This window comes from Ruegeria sp. A5, assembly GCF_056543005.1.
In genome coordinates, this window is the sequence record NZ_JBQGAV010000002.1 from 488,260 (window position 1) to 506,860 (window position 18,601).

General features: G+C 53.7%; 22 protein-coding genes and 1 pseudogene. 17 read left to right on the top strand and 6 right to left on the bottom strand.

All coding sequences use genetic code 11. The annotated features are described in order from the left end of the window. The first annotated feature begins 152 nt into the window (after positions 1-152). Entirely contained in the window at positions 153-941 is a 789-nt protein-coding gene (locus tag ACR0AY_RS08210; RefSeq protein WP_170510905.1) for a hypothetical protein, read from the top strand. A 234-nt stretch (positions 942-1,175) separates the two neighbouring features. Further along, entirely contained in the window at positions 1,176-1,994 is an 819-nt protein-coding gene (locus ACR0AY_RS08215) for a homocysteine S-methyltransferase family protein (protein WP_480453970.1), read from the top strand. A 488-nt stretch (positions 1,995-2,482) separates the two neighbouring features. Here the strand turns inward: ACR0AY_RS08215 and ACR0AY_RS08220 are convergent, their stop codons facing one another. Further along, positions 2,483-2,866, bottom strand: coding sequence for a winged helix-turn-helix transcriptional regulator (locus ACR0AY_RS08220; RefSeq protein WP_480453972.1), 384 nt, complete (start codon positions 2,864-2,866; stop codon positions 2,483-2,485). Positions 2,867-3,038: 172 nt separating this feature from the next. Here ACR0AY_RS08220 and ACR0AY_RS08225 point away from each other — a divergent pair, with 172 nt between their 5' ends. The 6 genes and pseudogenes from ACR0AY_RS08225 to ACR0AY_RS08250 all read left to right on the top strand — a co-directional run bounded on the left by ACR0AY_RS08225 (position 3,039) and on the right by ACR0AY_RS08250 (position 5,418). After that, positions 3,039-3,389 (top strand): hypothetical protein, encoded by a 351-nt coding sequence (locus ACR0AY_RS08225; protein WP_480453973.1) that lies wholly within the window; start codon positions 3,039-3,041, stop codon positions 3,387-3,389. Between the two features lie 189 nt (positions 3,390-3,578). Then, positions 3,579-3,989, top strand: a complete 411-nt coding sequence (locus ACR0AY_RS08230; protein ID WP_170510893.1) for a DUF6326 family protein — start codon at positions 3,579-3,581, stop codon at positions 3,987-3,989. A gap of 47 nt (positions 3,990-4,036) precedes the next feature. Then, entirely contained in the window at positions 4,037-4,447 is a 411-nt protein-coding gene (locus ACR0AY_RS08235) for a carboxymuconolactone decarboxylase family protein (RefSeq protein ID WP_480453975.1), read from the top strand. Between the two features lie 184 nt (positions 4,448-4,631). Then, the gene (locus tag ACR0AY_RS08240) at positions 4,632-5,042 is read left to right on the top strand and encodes a hypothetical protein (RefSeq protein WP_480453977.1); all 411 of its coding nucleotides are present in this window, start codon (positions 4,632-4,634) and stop codon (positions 5,040-5,042) included. A gap of 138 nt (positions 5,043-5,180) precedes the next feature. Beyond that, a pseudogene (locus ACR0AY_RS08245) lies at positions 5,181-5,282 on the top strand (DUF6429 family protein); the annotation flags it as partial. Beyond that, positions 5,269-5,418: a DUF6429 family protein gene (locus tag ACR0AY_RS08250; RefSeq protein WP_480453997.1), complete on the top strand. Its 150-nt coding sequence runs from the start codon at positions 5,269-5,271 to the stop codon at positions 5,416-5,418. The pseudogene ACR0AY_RS08245 and the gene ACR0AY_RS08250, both read left to right, overlap by 14 nt. Positions 5,419-5,727: 309 nt before the next feature. On the opposite strand, the gene ACR0AY_RS08255 is transcribed toward ACR0AY_RS08250, so the two are convergent. Continuing rightward, positions 5,728-6,633 carry an AraC family transcriptional regulator gene (locus tag ACR0AY_RS08255; RefSeq protein WP_170510884.1) on the bottom strand — a complete coding sequence of 302 codons (906 nt, stop codon included), beginning with the start codon at positions 6,631-6,633 and terminating at the stop codon, positions 5,728-5,730. 103 nt (positions 6,634-6,736) lie between these two features. On the opposite strand from ACR0AY_RS08255, the gene ACR0AY_RS08260 reads away from it, so the two are divergent. After that, positions 6,737-7,486 carry an SDR family oxidoreductase gene (locus tag ACR0AY_RS08260; RefSeq protein ID WP_170510882.1) on the top strand — a complete coding sequence of 250 codons (750 nt, stop codon included), beginning with the start codon at positions 6,737-6,739 and terminating at the stop codon, positions 7,484-7,486. Positions 7,487-7,543: 57 nt separating this feature from the next. On the opposite strand, the gene ACR0AY_RS08265 is transcribed toward ACR0AY_RS08260, so the two are convergent. Continuing rightward, the gene (locus ACR0AY_RS08265; RefSeq protein ID WP_170510879.1) at positions 7,544-8,179 is read right to left on the bottom strand and encodes a TetR/AcrR family transcriptional regulator; all 636 of its coding nucleotides are present in this window, start codon (positions 8,177-8,179) and stop codon (positions 7,544-7,546) included. Positions 8,180-8,237: 58 nt separating this feature from the next. On the opposite strand from ACR0AY_RS08265, the gene ACR0AY_RS08270 reads away from it, so the two are divergent. From ACR0AY_RS08270 to ACR0AY_RS08280, 3 genes are read left to right on the top strand one after another with little or no spacing between them, the layout of a single operon-like run. After that, the gene (locus ACR0AY_RS08270; protein ID WP_170510876.1) at positions 8,238-8,693 is read left to right on the top strand and encodes a nuclear transport factor 2 family protein; all 456 of its coding nucleotides are present in this window, start codon (positions 8,238-8,240) and stop codon (positions 8,691-8,693) included. Next, the gene (locus ACR0AY_RS08275; RefSeq protein WP_170510873.1) at positions 8,686-9,534 is read left to right on the top strand and encodes an ergot alkaloid biosynthesis protein; all 849 of its coding nucleotides are present in this window, start codon (positions 8,686-8,688) and stop codon (positions 9,532-9,534) included. Before ACR0AY_RS08270 ends, ACR0AY_RS08275 begins: the two co-directional genes overlap by 8 nt. A 28-nt stretch (positions 9,535-9,562) precedes the next feature. Beyond that, positions 9,563-10,303 (top strand): SDR family oxidoreductase, encoded by a 741-nt coding sequence (locus ACR0AY_RS08280; protein WP_170510870.1) that lies wholly within the window; start codon positions 9,563-9,565, stop codon positions 10,301-10,303. 369 nt (positions 10,304-10,672) lie between these two features. Here the strand turns inward: ACR0AY_RS08280 and ACR0AY_RS08285 are convergent, their stop codons facing one another. After that, positions 10,673-10,894, bottom strand: coding sequence for a ParD-like family protein (locus tag ACR0AY_RS08285; protein ID WP_480453980.1), 222 nt, complete (start codon positions 10,892-10,894; stop codon positions 10,673-10,675). Positions 10,895-10,960: 66 nt separating this feature from the next. On the opposite strand from ACR0AY_RS08285, the gene map reads away from it, so the two are divergent. Both map and ACR0AY_RS08295 read left to right on the top strand, forming a co-directional pair. Next, the gene (gene map, locus ACR0AY_RS08290; protein WP_480453982.1) at positions 10,961-11,815 is read left to right on the top strand and encodes a type I methionyl aminopeptidase; all 855 of its coding nucleotides are present in this window, start codon (positions 10,961-10,963) and stop codon (positions 11,813-11,815) included. Between the two features lie 220 nt (positions 11,816-12,035). Further along, positions 12,036-12,398, top strand: a complete 363-nt coding sequence (locus ACR0AY_RS08295) for a nuclear transport factor 2 family protein (RefSeq protein WP_170510861.1) — start codon at positions 12,036-12,038, stop codon at positions 12,396-12,398. 165 nt (positions 12,399-12,563) lie between these two features. Here the strand turns inward: ACR0AY_RS08295 and ACR0AY_RS08300 are convergent, their stop codons facing one another. After that, positions 12,564-13,463, bottom strand: coding sequence for a hypothetical protein (locus ACR0AY_RS08300; RefSeq protein ID WP_480453984.1), 900 nt, complete (start codon positions 13,461-13,463; stop codon positions 12,564-12,566). A 1,219-nt stretch (positions 13,464-14,682) separates the two neighbouring features. Beyond that, positions 14,683-15,639, bottom strand: a complete 957-nt coding sequence (locus ACR0AY_RS08305; protein WP_170510858.1) for a helix-turn-helix domain-containing protein — start codon at positions 15,637-15,639, stop codon at positions 14,683-14,685. Between the two features lie 106 nt (positions 15,640-15,745). Between ACR0AY_RS08305 and ACR0AY_RS08310 the strand changes: the two genes are divergently transcribed. From ACR0AY_RS08310 to ACR0AY_RS08320, 3 genes are read left to right on the top strand one after another with little or no spacing between them, the layout of a single operon-like run. Further along, positions 15,746-15,901, top strand: a complete 156-nt coding sequence (locus ACR0AY_RS08310) for a hypothetical protein (RefSeq protein WP_170380012.1) — start codon at positions 15,746-15,748, stop codon at positions 15,899-15,901. A 14-nt stretch (positions 15,902-15,915) separates the two neighbouring features. Next, positions 15,916-17,589, top strand: a complete 1,674-nt coding sequence (locus ACR0AY_RS08315) for a sulfatase-like hydrolase/transferase (RefSeq protein WP_170510855.1) — start codon at positions 15,916-15,918, stop codon at positions 17,587-17,589. Between the two features lie 37 nt (positions 17,590-17,626). Further along, on the top strand, positions 17,627-18,412 hold the full coding sequence (locus tag ACR0AY_RS08320; RefSeq protein WP_170510853.1) for a hypothetical protein: 786 nt from the start codon (positions 17,627-17,629) through the stop codon (positions 18,410-18,412). Positions 18,413-18,601: the final 189 nt, after the last annotated feature.

The window sequence follows — 18,601 nt, forward strand, 5'->3', positions numbered from 1 at the left end:
CACTGCCCTGCAGCATCAGCAACTGGAACAAATGCCCGATTTCTTGCTTCGCGACATGGGGCTTCACCGTGACGCGGACAGACGACCACCATGTCGGCCTTTCTAGAGCTGGCTCCAAGACATTCTAATGCGAATTTGAAAAGGAGATTCCAATGTTTCGCATCTTTAAAACCACCACCGTTCTATTTTCACTGGCGTTTCCTTGCATCGTTATTGCAGACGATCACAGCCATACGGAATACGATTCCGGTGGACCTGTTGGGCCCATTGAAGATGAACCTGAGGCAAACATCTTGATGGCTGCGTATGACGTGCAGGACACTATGTCCCTGACCTTCATATTTCACATCGACGAAGGATTGACCGAGCAGGACGTGTTTTTCGAAAAGGACCCGGGCTCTGGCGAGGTGTACCGCCCAACGGCTGCAACACGCGATATGAATGCGCCCCTCTATGCCCCGGCCGATCCGGTGCCGCACACGCCGCTGCAAACCGAAAACACCGGCCCATGGTTAACAGGCAAGCCGCTGGGGATTACACTTGGCGAATGGTTTGCTGCGAAAGGGGAAGGAACTTACCAGTGTAAGGACGGGACCGGCAAAGTCGATATCCAATTCGAAAACCTTGTGCCCAACGGTCTTTATACCATGTGGCACGACTTTGCAGTATGGCCACCCACCGATCCCTTCAAAGGCTTCTATGACCTTCCTTTCGGAGCTCGCGATGGATCAGAAAACGCGTTTACCGCAGATGCTGATGGCCGTGCACGGTTTCAACGCTCGATCACACCCTGCCTGCAACTGACCGGTGAGCAGCTCATCTCGGAGCTTGCCATTGCCTGGCACAGCGATGGCAAGACATGGGGGCCGGATACGGGCACGTTCTCGACCGACACCCATGTCCAGCTTTACGTCCCGCTGCCCAAAAGAAGCGGCTTGTGAAACAACTGGCGCGTGGCCGCTTGAAACCCAGGCCGCGCACAACATGCAATGGCGAAAATTGCAGGATTGGCCGTACGCCGCAAGCCTCTCGCTCCCACTACACAAATGGGGGTATGACCTATGGTTCAAAACATGTTTGACGCTAATCCAATCATCCTTGGCGAGGGATCAATGTATGAGCGCCTGCGGCGAGGCGCAGGGAGCTCCTTTGATCCACACATTGCACATGCCGGAATGATCTACGATGAGATCGGAAGACAGGTGTTGGCCGAAACGCATCGTGAGTATCTCAATATTGGCCAGGCGTCTGGCCTGCCAATGGTTGCGGGTACTCCCACATGGCGAGCGAGCGCGGACCGGATCGCAAAGTCGAAATATGCAAGCAAGTCGGTCAACCGGGATGCTTTTGCGTTCATGAAGGACGTGCGGGACAGCTATGGCGCAGGTTCTGCCCAGATTCTTCTCGCCGGGGTTACAGGACCGTTTGGTGATGGTTATTTGCCGGCGGAAGCCCCAGATACGCGAACGGCGATTGAACGGCATGGCCTCCAGATAGAGGAACTGGCCGAAACCGGCATTGATTTCTTCAAGGCTCAGACCTTGCCGAGCTTTCGCGAAGCGGTTGGCATTGCGCGTGTTATGTCGTCAACTGACTTGCCTTACGTGCTCAGCTTTGTTGTCAGGCCAGATGGGTGTATCCTTGACGGCACGCCGCTTGATCAGGCCATTGATACGCTCGACAACGAAAACGCCAGACCTCCCGAGGCTTATGCCGTGAACTGCGTGCATACCTCAGTTTTCTCTTCAGCGTATAGGATTGCATATGATCGCAATCCGCAGGCAACTCAGCGAATACGTGGCATTGATGCCAACACTTCTGCCAAATCACCAGATGAACTGGAGGGGTTGCAGGAAATCGACACTGAGGCACCTGATGATTTTGGTATGGGTGTGTCCAAGTTAAAGACTTCGTTCGGAATAACGTGTCTTGGGGGCTGCTGTGGATCATCTACGGCGCATATCCGAGCACTGGCGAGGCACCTGAATGGCTGAATCTAGCGCATGTCAAACACCGCAAGGTAGTTTTCACAAAAAACCTCTGCGCGGCTTTAGGGCATTTGCTGATCAGTATCCAGGAGCTGCACCATCGTTACTTCGTCGGCAACCTCATCCTCAATTCGGTACCCTCGTGGATTTTGCCCTGTGATCTGAAACCCATGCCGTTCACAACTAGCTTTTTGGGGCTAACGGCGATGAATCTGCTCTATGACAGCGGGCCAGCAGTTCTTTGGTAGGCTCGGCCCATACCGGCCATTCATCATGTTAGGCCGCACAGCAGTGAAGCTTCACCGAACCAGACTTTCGCCGCAAGCGCAAAATCTGGTCGTGAATGAACCTACATTCTGCGGACAAGGCAGACACTCATGCAAAAAGACGCTTGGCAGATGTGGGCCATAGCCGTCTTGTCATGGGGCGCGCTTCCGCAAAACGACGTCAAACCTGCGGCTCGTTCCGCGACGGATCAACGCTCCTCGTCCGACCTAGTTCGGAACAATCCTCACGCCGGTTATGCTGACTTCCGGCGTTTCTTCGGGCACTATGGCGACCTTCAATTTCTTTCCGGTTGACCGATCGACGATCGTTATCGCACTTCCGTTTTCTGCAAAGTGCGCGTCCCCCCATGCCATCAAAGCAAGTAGGGTCAGGCCAAAGCTCATACCGACATCTGTAAGCGCATATCCGTATCTGGTTCGAGAATTGCCTTCGCGGTAGGGCACGCGCTTGAGCATCTTGGCGTCGACCAGACGCTTGAGGCGGTCTGTCAGGACAGATCGCGGTATGCCGATGTCCGCGCGGAAGTCGTCATAACGCATCACACCGTAAAATACCTCGCGCATAATCAGAATTGTCCAGCGATCTGACATGATGTCGGTCGCGAGGGCTGCCCCGCACTTGTCTATGGGAACAGGGGATTGCCGACGAAATGTAGTATCTGAGTTTGACATTCGGTTTTAGCTCCGTTAAGAGGCGTCTGAGTTCACAATAGAGTTTCAGCTCATGTCTGCAATATCATTGATACTTAGCGCGAAGATTATGGTGACAGTTGTTCTGGTGACGGGGCCGTTCTTGGTCTTGCCGAGACACAGGCTCGAGATCATGACCGGCGTCGCTGCATCTTCCTCGACCCTTTTCCGGCTTTACGGAATGGCTGCTACGGCTTTGCTCGTGGGCTACAGTGTGGGTCTTTGGCAAAGCATGAACGGAGTGTTTCCTTGGGCGGCCGTGCTGATGGGCATCGTCTCCAATGTCGGGGCTGCGGGCGTTCTGGTGTTTGCTCCGACCGCATCGTCACGGGCCTATGCCACTATTTTTGGGACCGTTGGCCTGTTTCTCATCTGGGCAGCGCTCAGCCCAACTGCCTCCATCCAACCCTTGCTATCCAGGTAGCAAACCGGCCCGCCCGTCGATTCGGGAAAGGGAACCGCATTCAATGCCATGCATATGCGTATAGCTGGTGTCCATTTTTGGGAAATCGACAGTTCGCTGGCGCAGCAAGAAAAGCGTGCCAGTTCACCCGGAAAATCTCGGCACCAAAACCACGATCAACGCCACACAGGCAAAGGAAAGAACACAGAAATGCGTCCTGCAGAAACCCACATCAAACTCGCGGCCCTTTGGCTTTTCATTCTGCTCAACATCATCTTTCGCGACCTCCATCAATTCGTGATGCCCGGTTTCCTCGAAACCATCATGACCGGCCAGTTCAACGGCATGAAGATCACGCCGGAATTGATGTTGATCGGCGGTGTGGTAGTCTCGGTGCCAATTTCCATGGTGCCGCTGTCACTTGTACTGGAGCTTCGTTTCGCCCGTCCGCTCACATTTGTCGCGGCACTCATCACGACGGTCACAATGATCCCGCCTGCGCCCATCGACCTGGATGACGCCTACCACCTTGCTCTTCAACTGATCGCGATGGCGGCCATCGTTGTGATGGCGTGGCGGTGGAAACCGGCGCCGATCGTCGCTGACGTGCACTACACTTAACCCCAACCAAAACGAACAAATCCATGACTGATACCAACCCACCTCTGATGCACGAGAAGAACCAGCCCGAGATATTCGGGCATCTCGGCGATACCCACGCTCTGATGGCAAATCATGGCCTCGATCACGCTCTGTCTGTGCTGATCGAACTTAGGGCGTCTCAAATCAATCAATGCGCTTACTGTATAGCCATGCACCTCAACCAGGCACGCAAAGCAGGTGTTTCGCAGGCAAAGCTTGATACGCTCGTTGTCTGGCGAGAGGCGGACCATTTCTCTCCAGCCGAACAGGCGGTTCTCGCCTGGACCGAAGCGCTGACGTACCTTGATAGGGACATGGACTTGTCAGACCTTCGGAGAGATCTGCGAGCGCATTATTCTGATCAGGAGATCTCTGTCATCACGGCAGACATCAGCATGATCAATCTTTGGAACAGGGTGCAAAAGTCGAAGCACTAACGGCGCTCGGTTATATCTCCCGCAACTGGAAGGCCCGGAAACCCGGGCCTTTCCCCAATCTCAAATGAACGAGGCGCCTGCGATACGCGCAGGCCGAATAGGGACGCTGAAGGATGCTGATTTGAAAGATGACATCTCATTTGTCCGGCTCACAGAAATTGAGTCGTCTGAAATCGTAGCTCACATGTCCGACCCACGTGTCGCTGAACACATGCCGCTTTTGACCTTTGCGTGGGACACCAAGGTTGCGGCCGGGTTCGTCTCCAAAAAGGAGGAATACTGGGCGCGCGACGGGCTTGGGCACTGGGCGTTTCTGGTCGACGACGCCTATGTCGGGTGGGGCGGTTTCCAAAAAGAAGGCGAAGAGTGGGACTTCGGTTTGGTTCTAAAGCCTAACGCGTTCGGCCTAGGACGGCGCATCGCGATGAAGGCGGTTGAATTCGCCATAGCAGACGACCGCATTCCATTTGTGACCTTCCTGTTGCCACCGTCTCGCAGAAACCTAGGAGCGCTTGGCAGACTGGGCGCAAAGCCGGTTGGCCAGATCGAGTACGAAGGGGAGAAGTTCCTAAAATTCTGTCTTGAGACAGTATGACAGCATTGTTCGATCTGTGGCCAACCGACGGTTTCAGAAGATGTCGTAGCTCACGGACCCAAGGCAGTCCCTGATCTCTCAGGCCATAAGCTGCATTGAAGCTTGACGAAACCCAAGTCGCTGCCGTTCCCTATGAATATGGAGATCAATGAGGACAGTGTTGACGACGCGGTTCTGGCGCTGCTCTGGCTGACGCTCCACGACCGGCGACGCGCTTGGAAGGGCTATGACTGGAACGTGCTCGGTCGGCTGCACCAAAAAGGGACTCATTTTGGATCCGGTCGGCAAAGCAAAGTCTGTCGTGCTTACAAACGACGGCTTACGTCGGTCAGAAGAACTGTTCAAAGCTCTTTTTACCAATGCGCCAAAGCCGTGACTTAAAGAATTGCTGTCCCTGCCAAAGGCGGCCCAAAGCTGACCTCCTTCACCTAGTCAGCATGCTGCGCTGCGGCCCGTCAAACCGGCCGTTCGCTGCATTTGCAAAATCTCAGATCAGGTGAACTCACACTTTGCGGGACAAAGCGCCATTTCGCTTCAGTTGCTCTAATGCCAGCTTTCCACAACCGAATGCAGTTCTCTCAAGCGTCGCGACTGAGGCTGCAATAATCACGTGAACGCAAGTTGATCCGGTTCCACTTAGCGCCATGGTCGTGGCGGGGAGGTCGGGGCCGATCTGGTCCCGCCTCTAACCAACGGCGGCCATCTTCGCGTATTCCCCCGGAGGAGCGCCAACATGACGTGCAAATGCTGTGCTAAACGCACTTGCAGACCCGTACCCTATCATCTCTGATACCTCAGCAATGCCACGGTTGCCTAAGCGCAGCATGTCTTTTGCGAGCGTCATCCGCCAATTCAATAGATAACCCATCGGTGCAATGCCAACGATCCTGCTAAATCGGGTAAAGAAAGCCGACCGCGAAAGGCCAGCTTCCCGTGCGAGTTCAGGAACCGTCCACGGATGATCAGGGGCCGCATGGATCGCACGTAACGCCACTCCGATACGTGCGTCGGTTAGACCACTTATTAATGCAGACATCTCGTTCGGCTGGGATGTGGATCGGAAGGCTTCGATCAGAAGGATCTGCAACAAATGCTCCACGACTGCATCCCGCGCTGGACGATCAGCGCGCGCCTCGCATTGCACCATCGATGCCAACGTTGCCAAACGATCCTCTCCCTGCACAAGGATCATTTCCGGCAAAAGCGACACCAAAAGCTCTGCATCCGGGCTGCCAAAGCTGCAATGTCCAACCAGCATTTCAACCTCTGCCGGTCCGTCCAAGGTGCCAATCCGTGTGATCCCATCCACTCCGGCAACAGGTTGGCTAACAAGCCCCGTCGGAGGTGGAGGAATAAGACTGGACACAGCAAACGGGGAGATGGCGGGAATGAGAACGAAACTCCCGGCAGTCAAGTTGACAGGCGCATGGCCATCAACCTCCAGCTTGGCCTGCCCGGCCAACAGCATGCAGTAAAACACTTCGTCTACGTCATCACGGCAAACGCGGAACGGACCGGACGCATGCGCCAGTTTTGTAGAGGGCGCCTGTGGGCGCAGAAGCGAGATCACTTCGGAGAGGGGATCCGCCATTTCGGACTCTCAATAATAAAATACGGATTTCTGTTTATAGAAAATCTCTCAATCTTTGACAAGATATGAGGCACCACAACAGAAACCAGAAGGAGACAACACTATGAAAACCGTATTGATCACCGGATGCTCTTCAGGCTTCGGACTTGAGACTGCTCGTCATTTCCTTGATCAAGGTTGGTCGGTTGTCGCAACAATGCGCACACCCGATCCAACCGTGTTGCCTGCCTCAGACCGCCTGCACATTCTGCCGCTGGACGTATCAGATCATGGCAGTATCGCCCGCGCAGTTGAGGCCGCTGGACCAATCGACGCATTGGTCAACAACGCAGGTATCGGATGGCTCGGTGCCTTTGAAGGCACACCAGATGCAACCGTTCGCTCGCTCTTCAAGACGAACGTCTTTGGCACGTTCGAAATGATCCGAGCTGTCTTGCCACAGATGCGCGCCCAAGGCAGCGGCGTCATCGTCAACGTTTCCTCAAGCGTGACGATGAAACCGCTCCCCCTCTTGTCCGCCTATACCGCGAGTAAGGCGGCGGTGAACGCATACACGGAATGTCTCGCGCTGGAACTGGCGCCGTTGGGCATCCGCACGCGGTTGGTTTTGCCTGGACAAGCGCCAAGCACCAGCTTTGGCAGCAATGCACGAGCTCTTATGTCTGAAGCACACTACACGCCCGGCGCCTATCAGGCCTTCATCGATCAAGTGATGGCGTCATTCATGGAAAACGCATCCAAAGAACCGACACATCCTTCCGATGTTGTGGCGGCGGTTTGGAGGGCTGTAACGGATGAGAATTGCCCATTCCGCGTACCCGCAGGCAGTGATGCTGTTGCCCTTGCTGCGTAATTCAAATCGGAAAAGCAGCGGTTTGCGCCGCTGCGTTTCTGCCGACGCCGCCTTGGCTCACGCTGGTTGTGCGCCAAGGCCAACAGCAATGAAGCGTGCAATCTTGTCCAGATCCTGTCGGTGCACGCGCCCGCCAGTCACAATAATCCGCCAGTACAGAATGCTTGCAAGCGCATCATTTGCCAGGTCAATGTCCGCGCACTTAGGCAGTTCGCCGCGAGCGATGGCACGCTCGACAATCGTCGCCCCACGAGCCCGGCGCTCATATTGTAGTGTCGTTCGTATCTCTGTGCTCAGCAAACTTGTACGGGCCATTTCGGCATGCAAGTCTGGCAGAATGCGCTTGATCAAAGGGTGCCTCAGAACACGGCGCAAGGAAAGCAGGGTCAGCCGCAGGTCTTCAATCAAGGACCCGGTGTCGGGGATCGGTGTTAGGTTGAGGCCAACGGCGCTGATCACATCAATTGCCATCTCGTGTTTCGAGGACCAGCGCCGATAAAGTGCAGCTTTTCCAACCCCCGCCCGCTTTGCGACACGCTCCAGACTAAGTGTGCCAATCCCTGTGCGCGCCCATTCCTCAAAGAAAGCCCGCGTCAGCGCATCCGTGACTGATGTCCGCATCACCGCCGCCCCGCTGGGCACTCGCGTGGATGGCTCTGCCGTAGAATTTTCGTCGGAACGGTTGCGTTCCATTCATTTACTCCCTATATGGTCGATACGCTACCGTTCCATCGAAAAAGGAGACTTGTCAATGACTGTTGAGCAAACCCGTTTTGAAGGTCTGACTGACATATTGCGGGAAGGCCTTGGCCAGCGGATCGACCCTACCGCCGAAAGCTTTCTCGACATGTTCGCGGAGGACTGCGTGTTTGAGGCGCCTTATGCACCCCCTGGCTTCATCAAGCGCATCGACGGGCGCGACGCGTTGGCGCGCTACTTGAAGGTTTTGCCTGATCTCATTCGCATCGACGACTTTTTTGACCTGCGTGTCAGCGAGATGGCAGACCGCAACAAGGTTGTTCTGGAGTTTTCTGGCAGCGGCGAAGGGCGCACTGGCGCGCCCTACGATCAGAAATGGATCTCCGTCATCGAAACACGGGACGGAAAGATCACCTACTACGCTGACTATTGGGACCCGCGCATCACGCTAGCCGCGACCGGAGATGCCGTGCCCAACCCTGAAGGGAAAGGATTTACCCGTGCGTAACACCATCTTGATCACCGGCGGAACCGGAACAACCGGTCGCCGCATATCCGCACAGCTTGCTGACCGCCGCCTTGCTTATCGCGTCGCAACACGACGTCCCAAAGCGGCGCACGACATTCGCTTTGATTGGAGCGATGAAACCTCATGGGCTGCAGCACTGGAAAGCGTTTCGAGCATTTATCTGGTCGCACCAAGCGGCGTTGCCGTGCCTCTGCCAGCGATGATCCCATTTATGGAATTGGCCATCCGCCAAGGTGTGAAACGATTTGTCCTACTCAGCGCGTCTTCGCTCGAAGCAGGGGGGCCGATGATGGGTGCGGTTCATGCCTGGTTGCGCGATCATGCTCCGGAATGGGTCGTTCTACGCCCGACATGGTTCATGCAGAACTTTTCCGAAGGGCAGCTGCTTGCGCCCATTCGGGATCAAGGCGCAATCCATACCGCGACCGGTCGCGGTAGGGTTGGCTTCATCGACGCCGAAGATATCGCGACGGTCGCCGTCGAAGCGTTGTCTCAGAACGCGTTTGCGTCCGACGATCTCATCCTGACCGGCCCCGCTGTACTAAGTTATGACGACGTGGCGAAAATTCTGACCGAGGTGACAAAGAACCCGGTCACTCATCATAATCTCAGCGAAGCAGAGCTATCGGTACGGTACAGGGCAGCAGGTTTACCAGAAGCCTATGCGACAACGCTTGCAGCCATGGACACAAGTATTGCCGAGGGCTCAGAAGACCGCGTCACCGACAACGTTTTGCGCATTACCGGCCGTCAGCCATCCAGTTTGGCGGATTTCGCGGCCCGTCACAAAGCAGTCTGGCGTGCGCACGTCGAGGCATAGGCCATCCCAAATCATATGGAAAATCGAAATGGAAAACGCGACAAAGAGAACAGCAATTGTCACCGGCGCCTCCCGCGGCATCGGTGCAGCCATAGCGCAGCGACTTGTAGCCGAAGGTTTGAATGTTGTTGTCAACTATGCGGGCAATCAAACCGCTGCCCAAAAGGTCGTTGACGAAATCAAAGCCGCGGGTGGGCACGCCATCTCCGTAAAAGTCGATGTCTCGGACCCAGCCGAAGTCGCGCACCTGTTCGAGGCAGCTCAAGAGAAATTTGGTGGTGTCGATGTACTTGTGAACAATGCTGGCATTATGAAACTTGCCTCTATCGCCCAAAGCGATGACGCACTGTTCGACAGTCAGGTTGCTGTAAACCTTAAAGGGACATTCAACACGTTGCGCGAGGCAGCGGACCGTCTTCGCGACGGAGGTGCTATCATCAATTTCTCCTCAAGCGTTGTGGGGCTAAAGCTTGAGAACTATGGCGTCTATGCAGGCATCAAGGCTGCGGTAGAGGTCATGACATCGATATTCGCCAAAGAGTTGCGGGGTCGCGCGATCACTGTGAACGCAGTCGCGCCCGGACCGACAGCAACGGACCTTTTTCTTGATGGAAAACCCCAAGAGGTCGTGGACCGGATGGCAAAAATGGCCCCGCTTGAGCGACTGGGCACCCCAGAAGACATCGCAAGCGTCGTTGCATTCTTAGCCAAGCCGGATAGTGCTTGGATCAACGGCCAGACCATGCGCGCGAATGGTGGAATTGTGTGAGAATGGCCGCACTTTGACTAACGTTACATTATCACCGTTCAGAAACGCCTCCTGGATGCATGGCTGCATTGCGCTATCGCGCCTTGTGTGGGGTTCGGTTCCGAATATGTAACCAATAGTGTCAGACTAAGTGATCTGACAGACCGGAGATGGTTCAATGAAAAAGATCGACGTAAAACAAGACTATAAACGGTCAAAGTTCCTGATCGTCGCTATGGTGGTACAGATTGTCCTGGTTTGGATTTTTATGGCCATCTATCTGGCGTGGTTGAACTGACCGCCAAGACGGAGATAGTACGGGTTAGGTTCACTTGCACAGTACCGAAACACCGCCAAATCCATCGGATGGCGATGCCTAGAATTTTCCACTTATGCCGCAGCAATATCGGATAGTTCCAAGTCTGCGTCCTTGAGTTGCCGTGCAATAATCTCATTAAATGTTTGAGTTGGGTTGGTCTCAGCGAGCATCCCGACTCTTATCCAAAACTCCGCTTGGGCGTTGATCGACCGGCACATCACCGTGCTGGCCTTACGAATATCCTCATGTAGTCCGTCTTCAATCTTCACGATGCCCATCGTTAGGTCTTCCATTTTATTATACGAAACATATGCGAATCGTATATAATCTTCAGATCGACTAAATCCATAGGAAACCAAATGGACAGCTACATCAACCTCCCCGTTGCGCCCCCCGCGCAAGATGCACGCAGGACTGAAAGCATCAAACTTTATGGGGCGGATGCGTTTGATGGGATGCGTCATGCAGGCGGCTTGACTGCGGCATGTTTGGACGGTGTCGCTGACCTCGTAGCTCCCGGAGTTTCGCTATCCGAGATCAACAGCTACGTGCTGGACTTCGCGGCATCGCATAGCGCAGTTCCTGCGACCCTCGGGTACAAGGGCTACAAATACGCCTGCTGCACCTCAGTGAACCACGTGGTTTGCCACGGATTCCCGAAAGAGAAAAAGTTGCGCGACGGTGATATCGTCAATGTCGATGTCACCCTGATCCTTGATGGCTGGCACGGCGATTCAAGCCGGATGTATGCGATCGGCAAGCCGAAACGCGCAGCAGAACGACTGATCCAGGTCACCCACGAAGCGATGATGCTTGGGATCAAAGCAGTACGTCCTGGCGCACGGCTCGGCGACATTGGTCATGCAATCCAATCCCATGTAAAATCGGAACGCTGTTCGGTCGTGCGGGACTTTTGCGGGCATGGCATTGGACAGGTGTTTCACGACTCGCCCAATATCCTTAATTTTGGCAAGGCTGGCGAGGGACCAGTGTTACGTGAAGGGATGATTTTTACCGTCGAACCGATGGTCAACCTGGGTCGAGGGGAGGTCAAAATGCTAGCTGATGATTGGACCGCTGTAACTCGCGATAGATCGCTGTCAGCTCAGTTTGAACACTCGATCGGTGTGACAGCGGATGGCTTCGAGATATTCACGCGATCAGCCAAGGGTCTTCATGCACCCGGCGTTACACTCAAGGAAGCATCTGCTTAGGACGGCCCAGACCTACCATTCGATCGACGTAGCAGTCTCTGCGGTGCAGCCCGTCAGAGGAGACATTCGCTGCGGGAGCAAATCCACCTGAACTGGAAGGTCACTGTGCGGACGAAGCGGTCATTGGTAACGGCGGTGGGATGCGATAAAGTAGCTTGGTAGCCATCAAACGCTACGACCGATTGACAGCATCGCTCCTAAAAATCCGCGAGATGCTAAAATGGGCAATGAGGAAGAAGCCATCCGGGCCGTGATCGAAATGTATGTGACCGGCTTCAATCGAGGCGATAAGGCACTGCTAACGGGGGCCTTTCATCCGCGATTTGTGTCGTCGGGGCTGATTGATGGCGAACTTCAATGGGATAGCGCAGAGGAGTTCGCTGATTTCTGTGTAGAAGCAGCTCCCGACCCTACGGGCCCGGTTCCGGACTGGGAAATCAGGTCGTTGCATGTTTCCGGTGCGACAGCGGTCGCAGTTGTCCACGACCAATGGGGACAACGAAAGTTTTGCGACACGCTTACGTTGTTGAAGGACCGAGGACGCTGGCAGATTGTCTTCAAGGCATTTCAAAGGCTCTCATAGACCGTGCGGCGGCACAGGTTGGGCTCGAACCGGTCATTCGACGTTTCGGTAAGGTTCGTAAGCTTGCCTGACGTGTTCAACAGCGGCTCAGCGGACTAAGCGGACGTTCGAACTCAGCCACAAGAAGAATTCCCACGCAACTGGCAAACTTGGTCAATGCTGTGATCAGAACCTGACCCGAAACGCCAGTCCAACCAATGGCGCAGTATCGTAGCTCTGGCGACTTATTTCTGCTCCATTCGCATCATCTAGCGTCAGGCGGCCGTCAAATTCTGCGCCTGCGAATACGCTCAATGAAACTCCAGGATTTGGGTTGTATCCAATGGAAAGTACAACGGGGACACTCTTGTCTTCGCCCACCCCGTCCGGCGCGAGACCTTCCCCATCCAACCTGAATCGAATTCTCTCCGATCGTGCGGTTAATGAAAGGTCTATGGTCTCATTCAACGCGTAGTTCAGCGTCAACCCGGGGCCTTGTGTCGCTCCAATCCCTGAGCCGGTGTTCAAGTTCCAGCGATCATTTAGGTCCCAATCGATCAGCAGGGCCGGAAAAAAATCTGTACCACCATCGTCAAATTGAGAGAACGCGCCAAAGGCCGGTCCTATCGTCAGGCGCTCGTTAAGTTGCCAAGCAATACCCGCGAAAATACCGTAGGTCCTACCATCAGATGTGGAAGCTCCACTTTGATAGTCCCACCTGATCTGTGGTGACACAAAAACTGTTGCTGTATCGCTCGCACGAAATCGCATGGGAACAGCAACGCGCAAATCACGGATGTTCTCCCATGGCTGATTGTTCGATTGACTAAAGCTATAATCCAGCTTGCCGAAGCTGGTTGAAAGCCCAATGGAGTTTCCTCCTTCCAGATTGTAAAGTGCGGTGGCGCGTAGAAATGCTCGGCTTGCAGAGAACTCGCCACCGTCACTCAAATCCGCGTCCCCTTGAAACGCAGCAAGCCCATCAACCTGATACGCCCAACCTAGCCGGGGCTGCGCGGCTGAAGGTAACGCTGCAAATCCTAGAGAAATAGCTCCAAAGCAGCACGTTAGAAAAAGATTTTTCATTTGGCATTTCCCACGTGACGCTGGTTCCTTTTGGGTTGCCATTCCTAAACGAGCGTTTCAAGCCCAATAAAATCTGCTCTGCGGACCAGAGCAGCCATATTGTTTCAGTAGCTTGGTAACGCACAGGCCTCTAATTTGTTGAACATTTAACCGAAAATAATGGCCTCCCGGCGACACCACTCACTAGAATCTCCGGGAGGCAACCAGACGGATCTGGCGAACGCGCGAGCAACAGAGGTAATACTAATTTGCCACGCATGCGAATACTTGAATCTAAAATACAACAAATCAAGTAATTTTACGCGCGCCAAAAAGTTTGCTCTCGCGTGCTTGAAAATTTCTTGTTTGTTTCAGCTTGTAGGTCCGCTTCAGAAAACGCGGCTGCGCTGTGCAAATGGCGGGTGACGAACTTTGACTGTAGCGAACAGAATTTGCGCGCATGCCAACTTGATCGACTACCAGCGGCTAGCGCACATTCGACATAGTCTGGCTAGTCCCATGGTCAGATTATTTCCCCGCGTTGCCCATCATCCCAGATAAAGGTGACGCGGGGAACTTTGATCCATCCTTCGATCAGTACCGTAACAACAACACCCCAAAACTACAGCCCGCGTTGTTCACTTGGTTTCCCTCCGAACGATGCGGGTCTTTTTTGAAGATGGGGGTGTAATGAGTTTCCGTTATTCAGAGCGACCGACCGGACCTTCCAATTCTGGTTCGGTCGGTGGTGCATCAAGTGCCTTTCCAAAGATCACCTTGTCGTCGCCATAGGCCCAAAAATCGCGGATAAGACAATCGAAGCAAACGGGAGTGCGCGCATGGGTAAACCTCAGTGAAAGGAAAGCCTAAGCCTCGAAGCTACGGCCAAAATGTGATTCGACGATATACTATTTTGAGAACTCTCAACCCTGGGAGCGAGGCGCGGGCAAATTGGGCTTTTACCGATCACCTGACGCAATAGATCATGCTTTGCCACGCCTGAACCTGGCTCAAGTTCAGGTGTGTGGACGAAGCCGCCGTTCCTAGAGCTTAACGTAATGGCTGCACGCAGCCCGAAGCGGACCTTCAAAATCCGACTTTGCAATTCTCGTGTTGCGGACAAGTTAGGCCGCGTACTGCCAAGGTCTCAGCGTCGCTAGCCACTGAACTCTGACAGTGGCTCCGCAACTACAATTGCTTAACACAAACTTTGCGCCAAAGACTGTTGCCAAGCTCTGTTTCAGTTCATTTTGCCTGACAACGTTTGTGTCGGCAGTTGTCCAAAGAGTGCTCTGTAGTCTCGCGCGAACTGACCCATGTGCCAAAATCCGTAAGCGTTTGCGATGTCCGATATACTCTCCTCTGGCGAGCAGGATACCAGTTCATGGCGCACAGCACCGAGACGGGCTTTTAGATAAAACTGCTTGGGGCTCACCCCATATGTTTCCTGAAACGCGCGACGAAGAGTGCATGCGGATACCTGAATATCTGCACATACTTCACCGATTGAAACGTTATCCATCAAATGAACTCGCATGAATTCAACAGCTTGTTGTGCTAAACGGGTTCTATTTTTACTGTTTCGCCGATCACTCCATTTTTCGCCTACCACCAGCATTTCCAGAAGCTCTAAGATCATATCACTCTCTTCACTATCCGAGCTTGGTCCAGCCGCTGATCCAATTAGAAAGCGCGCTTTGTTTTTAACTAAAGAATGAAGCTTGCCAGCGTCGCTAACGAAAGATCTTAAAGCGTCATTTCGCACGGTGCTGATATCAAGACCGCAATCGTCGGCGATCCGTTGAGCCCTTCGGATGTCGATACCAAAGGTCAGGCCTGTAAGCGTTGAATTGCTCACGCCTTCAAAAGGGTCTTCGCTACCAAAATTCATCAGAGCGGTGTCTGAGGGTGAGCCGTTAAGCCAAGTCCTTACACTCCCTTTGTCTGGTAAGCCAAACGCTAGAATGTCAGGGCGAGAAACACCGGTTTGGTACACAGCCTTATCAAACGACAAATCAATCATTTGAAGGTCAAGACCTGCCCAAACGGATACCGAAGAGTTCATATTTCCCTCTTCAATTTGGCGTAGCTCGACATCCCATTGGGACAGCTCGCGGAATTGCGAAGGGTCCTGCAAAAAAAGTGTGTTTGGGGCGCAGGTTTTTTTGGGGGCTGATCGTTTTTTGATGTCGTCCATTCCGCCACGCAGGTAGTTTTCATGAAATGTTATTCGAATATGTAGGCTTGGACAATTGCAAGACAAAGCAGACAAATCGAGAGGGAAGAGGTTCGGACGCCCATCGTTGCCTGACGATACTGCGCGCACCGAACGCGTCGTAACGCTGCTAACCAAAAGCGAAAAAGAGTTGTTGCGCTCACAGGCTGAAGACAGCGAACTCTCCCTTTCGACTTTTTGCCATCATCTGATCCTTGAAGGTCTGAAAACAAGTAAATCATGAAACAGGGGTATCTCATGAAATCAAAACTGTTCCTCTCCGCGCTGGTCTTTGCCGGCTCCGCTATCACGGCGGCAGCTCAGGACAGCAATATCGTGCATGATGCGGAATACTATGTGCTGAAGCAGCAAAACGAAGCCGTTTGGGTCGAGAACGACGCACAGGTTGACCAACTGCTGGCCGATTTTCGTGAGAAAAACGGAGGGAACCCTCCAAACATCTTCTACATCCTTATTGACGATATGGGTTTTGGCGACATGGGTATGCCCGAGATGAACGCGATACGCGGGTATTCGACGCCCAATATCAACGCGCTCGCAGAGCAAAGCATGCGGTTTGCGCGCATGTACACCGAGCCGTCCTGTACACCGTCGCGGGTCGCCTTCATGACGGGTCGCCAGCCGTATCGCAATGGGATGGGCGATACGGCCGTCGATATTTCAGGTTTTGGCCTTGCCGATGCAGAAGTCACAATTGCCGAAGTTCTGAAATCCGTAGGCTACAACACCTCGCATGTTGGCAAGTGGCACATGGGCGACATTCAGGAATCTTGGCCTACTTATCAGGGCTTTGACTACGCCGCGTTCCCCATCCATCAGCAGGGCCAGTTGGCCATCTTCAACGAAGATGCAGCCAAGGAAGAAATCACCATGGCCATTGGGCAAGACAACTACAACTCCAAATACACGCTGGATGATTGGTTTCGCCCTGATCCGGGACACATGATTACCGGCCTTGAAGCTGTTATTGGCGGGGAGGTCCGCGAAGTCCATATGGAACCGGGTGAGAAATGGACCCAGGACAAATATAATGAAATGAACATCCGCTATCAGGCACAGGCGATGGAACAGTTGCGCCTGCTAGCAGAACGGGATGAACCGTTCTTCCTGCAATACTGGCCGCTTGTCCCTCTGTCGACAACGCGCACGACGAGAGAGGCGTTCACGACACCCAACGGCGGTACATTCGTTGAAAGCATGGAAGAGCTGGATGAATGGATCGGGGTCATCCTGAACGAAGTCGATACGCTGGGGCTCAGAGACAATACCCTGATCGTTTTGATGGGCGACAATGGTCACTTCACCAAATATGCCCCCGGCAGTGGGTTTTCGCCGCTGGTCTTCCGCGGCGGCAAGGCCGATACTTCTGAAGGAGGCGTTCGGGTGGACGCGTTTGCCCGCCTGCCCGGCTTGATCGAGGGAGACTCGATTGTATCTGACATTATTCATATCTCTGATTTGTTCACGTCAATTGCGCGTATCGGCGGAGCGATGGATGCCATCCCCCGCGACCGGATCATTGACGGTGTCGATCAGACGTCCCTGATGTTCATTGGCGATACGCATGGGCGCCGGGATCATGTTCTGATCTACTCGATCAACTCACTGAAAGAGGTGGTAAAGGAACACATCAAACTCAAGGTTCCGGCCAAAGGTGAAAATGCTATCGTGGCCAAGTTCTACAACCTGTTTCGCGACCCCCGCGAAGAACAGAGCGTATCGACAGAGATCGGCGCGTGGGCTGGACATGAGTTTAACCGCATTATTGCCCGCCACCTGAAATTCAAGGAAATGTACCCCGATCAACCGGCCGCGACCGGACGTCCCTATGAAGGTATCGTGAACCTTCGTCCTGAAACCGTCGCAGCGGTGGATGCCTTTGTAGCCAAGCGGGACATTCAGCCCGACTAAAACAAAAAGTACTGCAAGCCCCGCATCAACAAATGATGTGCTTGATGTGGGGCTCGACACCCACAACAAAGTTTCTGGAAACGATATGAAATTCCAAGCGCTTGTACTTGTAGTGGCAACTGGCATTGTCTCGACCCCAGCAATTGCCGATGAAAACGCTTCAAACCCTTTGGCCGCAGTCAATAACACGGACATCCGGTATCAGTATTTTGATTTGGGCAACGGTGCCGACAAGCAGGACGCCTTTATAGATGGCGCATACATGCTGCGGCCTGATCTGAAACTGAAATATGAGTTGCACTACAACTCAACGGATGTGACCGGAACGCGTTTCACTGACTTTGAGAAATTGAGCCTCAAAGCGATCTATTTCCCTTCTCAGAGACCGCTCAACGACACATGGGCCATCAAGTCGGCCATTGGCCTGGAGTGGATACTGGACTTTGGCGACCCGGAAAAAGGGATCGGAACCGGGTCCGATCAAATTGCGCCTTTTGGCGGGTTCGCCTTTGCAAACACAAAATCAGGGCTGACGCTGATCCCACTGCTCCAGCATTTTGCTTCATACAATGGCCCCACGGACATAAACCAAACCGCGATGCGGTTAATTGCGCTACAACCGTTTGGCGATGGGTACTGGGCCAAGGCTGATATCAAAGCACCATATGACTGGGAGAACGATACTTGGCCAGCGACCGCTGAGTTCCAGATTGGCAAGAACCTCAGTCCTGGCATGGCAATTTATGCTGATTTCCTCATCGGTATAGGTTCCGACCGCCCCTACGATAAAGGTGCTGGCTTAGGTTTGCGTTTCAACTACTAGTCCACCCACACCCAACCTCGGCGAAGATCATCTATGTCACATTCCAGAACTCTGTTCAGCAATTTGTTTCCTGCGTCTATCTTGACCCGTCTTGGAGCTGCCTTGATTCAATCCCTGCCCGCTCCGGGTCGGGATGAAACAAATTGGTGTCTCGCCGCATCATTCTATCTGTTCACTCCGCTCTGAACT

What these genes read in the sequence shown, in the direction of transcription:
- ACR0AY_RS08210 (WP_170510905.1), top strand. Translation starts at nt 153, where the DNA reads ATGTTTCGCATCTTTAAAACCACCACCGTTCTATTTTCACTGGCGTTT.
- ACR0AY_RS08215 (WP_480453970.1), top strand. Translation starts at nt 1,176, where the DNA reads ATGATCTACGATGAGATCGGAAGACAGGTGTTGGCCGAAACGCATCGT.
- ACR0AY_RS08220 (WP_480453972.1), bottom strand. Translation starts at nt 2,866, where the DNA reads ATGTCAGATCGCTGGACAATTCTGATTATGCGCGAGGTATTTTACGGT.
- ACR0AY_RS08230 (WP_170510893.1), top strand. Translation starts at nt 3,579, where the DNA reads ATGCGTCCTGCAGAAACCCACATCAAACTCGCGGCCCTTTGGCTTTTC.
- ACR0AY_RS08235 (WP_480453975.1), top strand. Translation starts at nt 4,037, where the DNA reads ATGCACGAGAAGAACCAGCCCGAGATATTCGGGCATCTCGGCGATACC.
- ACR0AY_RS08240 (WP_480453977.1), top strand. Translation starts at nt 4,632, where the DNA reads ATGTCCGACCCACGTGTCGCTGAACACATGCCGCTTTTGACCTTTGCG.
- ACR0AY_RS08250 (WP_480453997.1), top strand. Translation starts at nt 5,269, where the DNA reads ATGACTGGAACGTGCTCGGTCGGCTGCACCAAAAAGGGACTCATTTTG.
- ACR0AY_RS08255 (WP_170510884.1), bottom strand. Translation starts at nt 6,633, where the DNA reads ATGGCGGATCCCCTCTCCGAAGTGATCTCGCTTCTGCGCCCACAGGCG.
- ACR0AY_RS08260 (WP_170510882.1), top strand. Translation starts at nt 6,737, where the DNA reads ATGAAAACCGTATTGATCACCGGATGCTCTTCAGGCTTCGGACTTGAG.
- ACR0AY_RS08265 (WP_170510879.1), bottom strand. Translation starts at nt 8,179, where the DNA reads ATGGAACGCAACCGTTCCGACGAAAATTCTACGGCAGAGCCATCCACG.
- ACR0AY_RS08270 (WP_170510876.1), top strand. Translation starts at nt 8,238, where the DNA reads ATGACTGTTGAGCAAACCCGTTTTGAAGGTCTGACTGACATATTGCGG.
- ACR0AY_RS08280 (WP_170510870.1), top strand. Translation starts at nt 9,563, where the DNA reads ATGGAAAACGCGACAAAGAGAACAGCAATTGTCACCGGCGCCTCCCGC.
- ACR0AY_RS08285 (WP_480453980.1), bottom strand. Translation starts at nt 10,894, where the DNA reads ATGGAAGACCTAACGATGGGCATCGTGAAGATTGAAGACGGACTACAT.
- map (WP_480453982.1), top strand. Translation starts at nt 10,961, where the DNA reads ATGGACAGCTACATCAACCTCCCCGTTGCGCCCCCCGCGCAAGATGCA.
- ACR0AY_RS08295 (WP_170510861.1), top strand. Translation starts at nt 12,036, where the DNA reads ATGGGCAATGAGGAAGAAGCCATCCGGGCCGTGATCGAAATGTATGTG.
- ACR0AY_RS08300 (WP_480453984.1), bottom strand. Translation starts at nt 13,463, where the DNA reads ATGAAAAATCTTTTTCTAACGTGCTGCTTTGGAGCTATTTCTCTAGGA.
- ACR0AY_RS08305 (WP_170510858.1), bottom strand. Translation starts at nt 15,639, where the DNA reads ATGGACGACATCAAAAAACGATCAGCCCCCAAAAAAACCTGCGCCCCA.
- ACR0AY_RS08315 (WP_170510855.1), top strand. Translation starts at nt 15,916, where the DNA reads ATGAAATCAAAACTGTTCCTCTCCGCGCTGGTCTTTGCCGGCTCCGCT.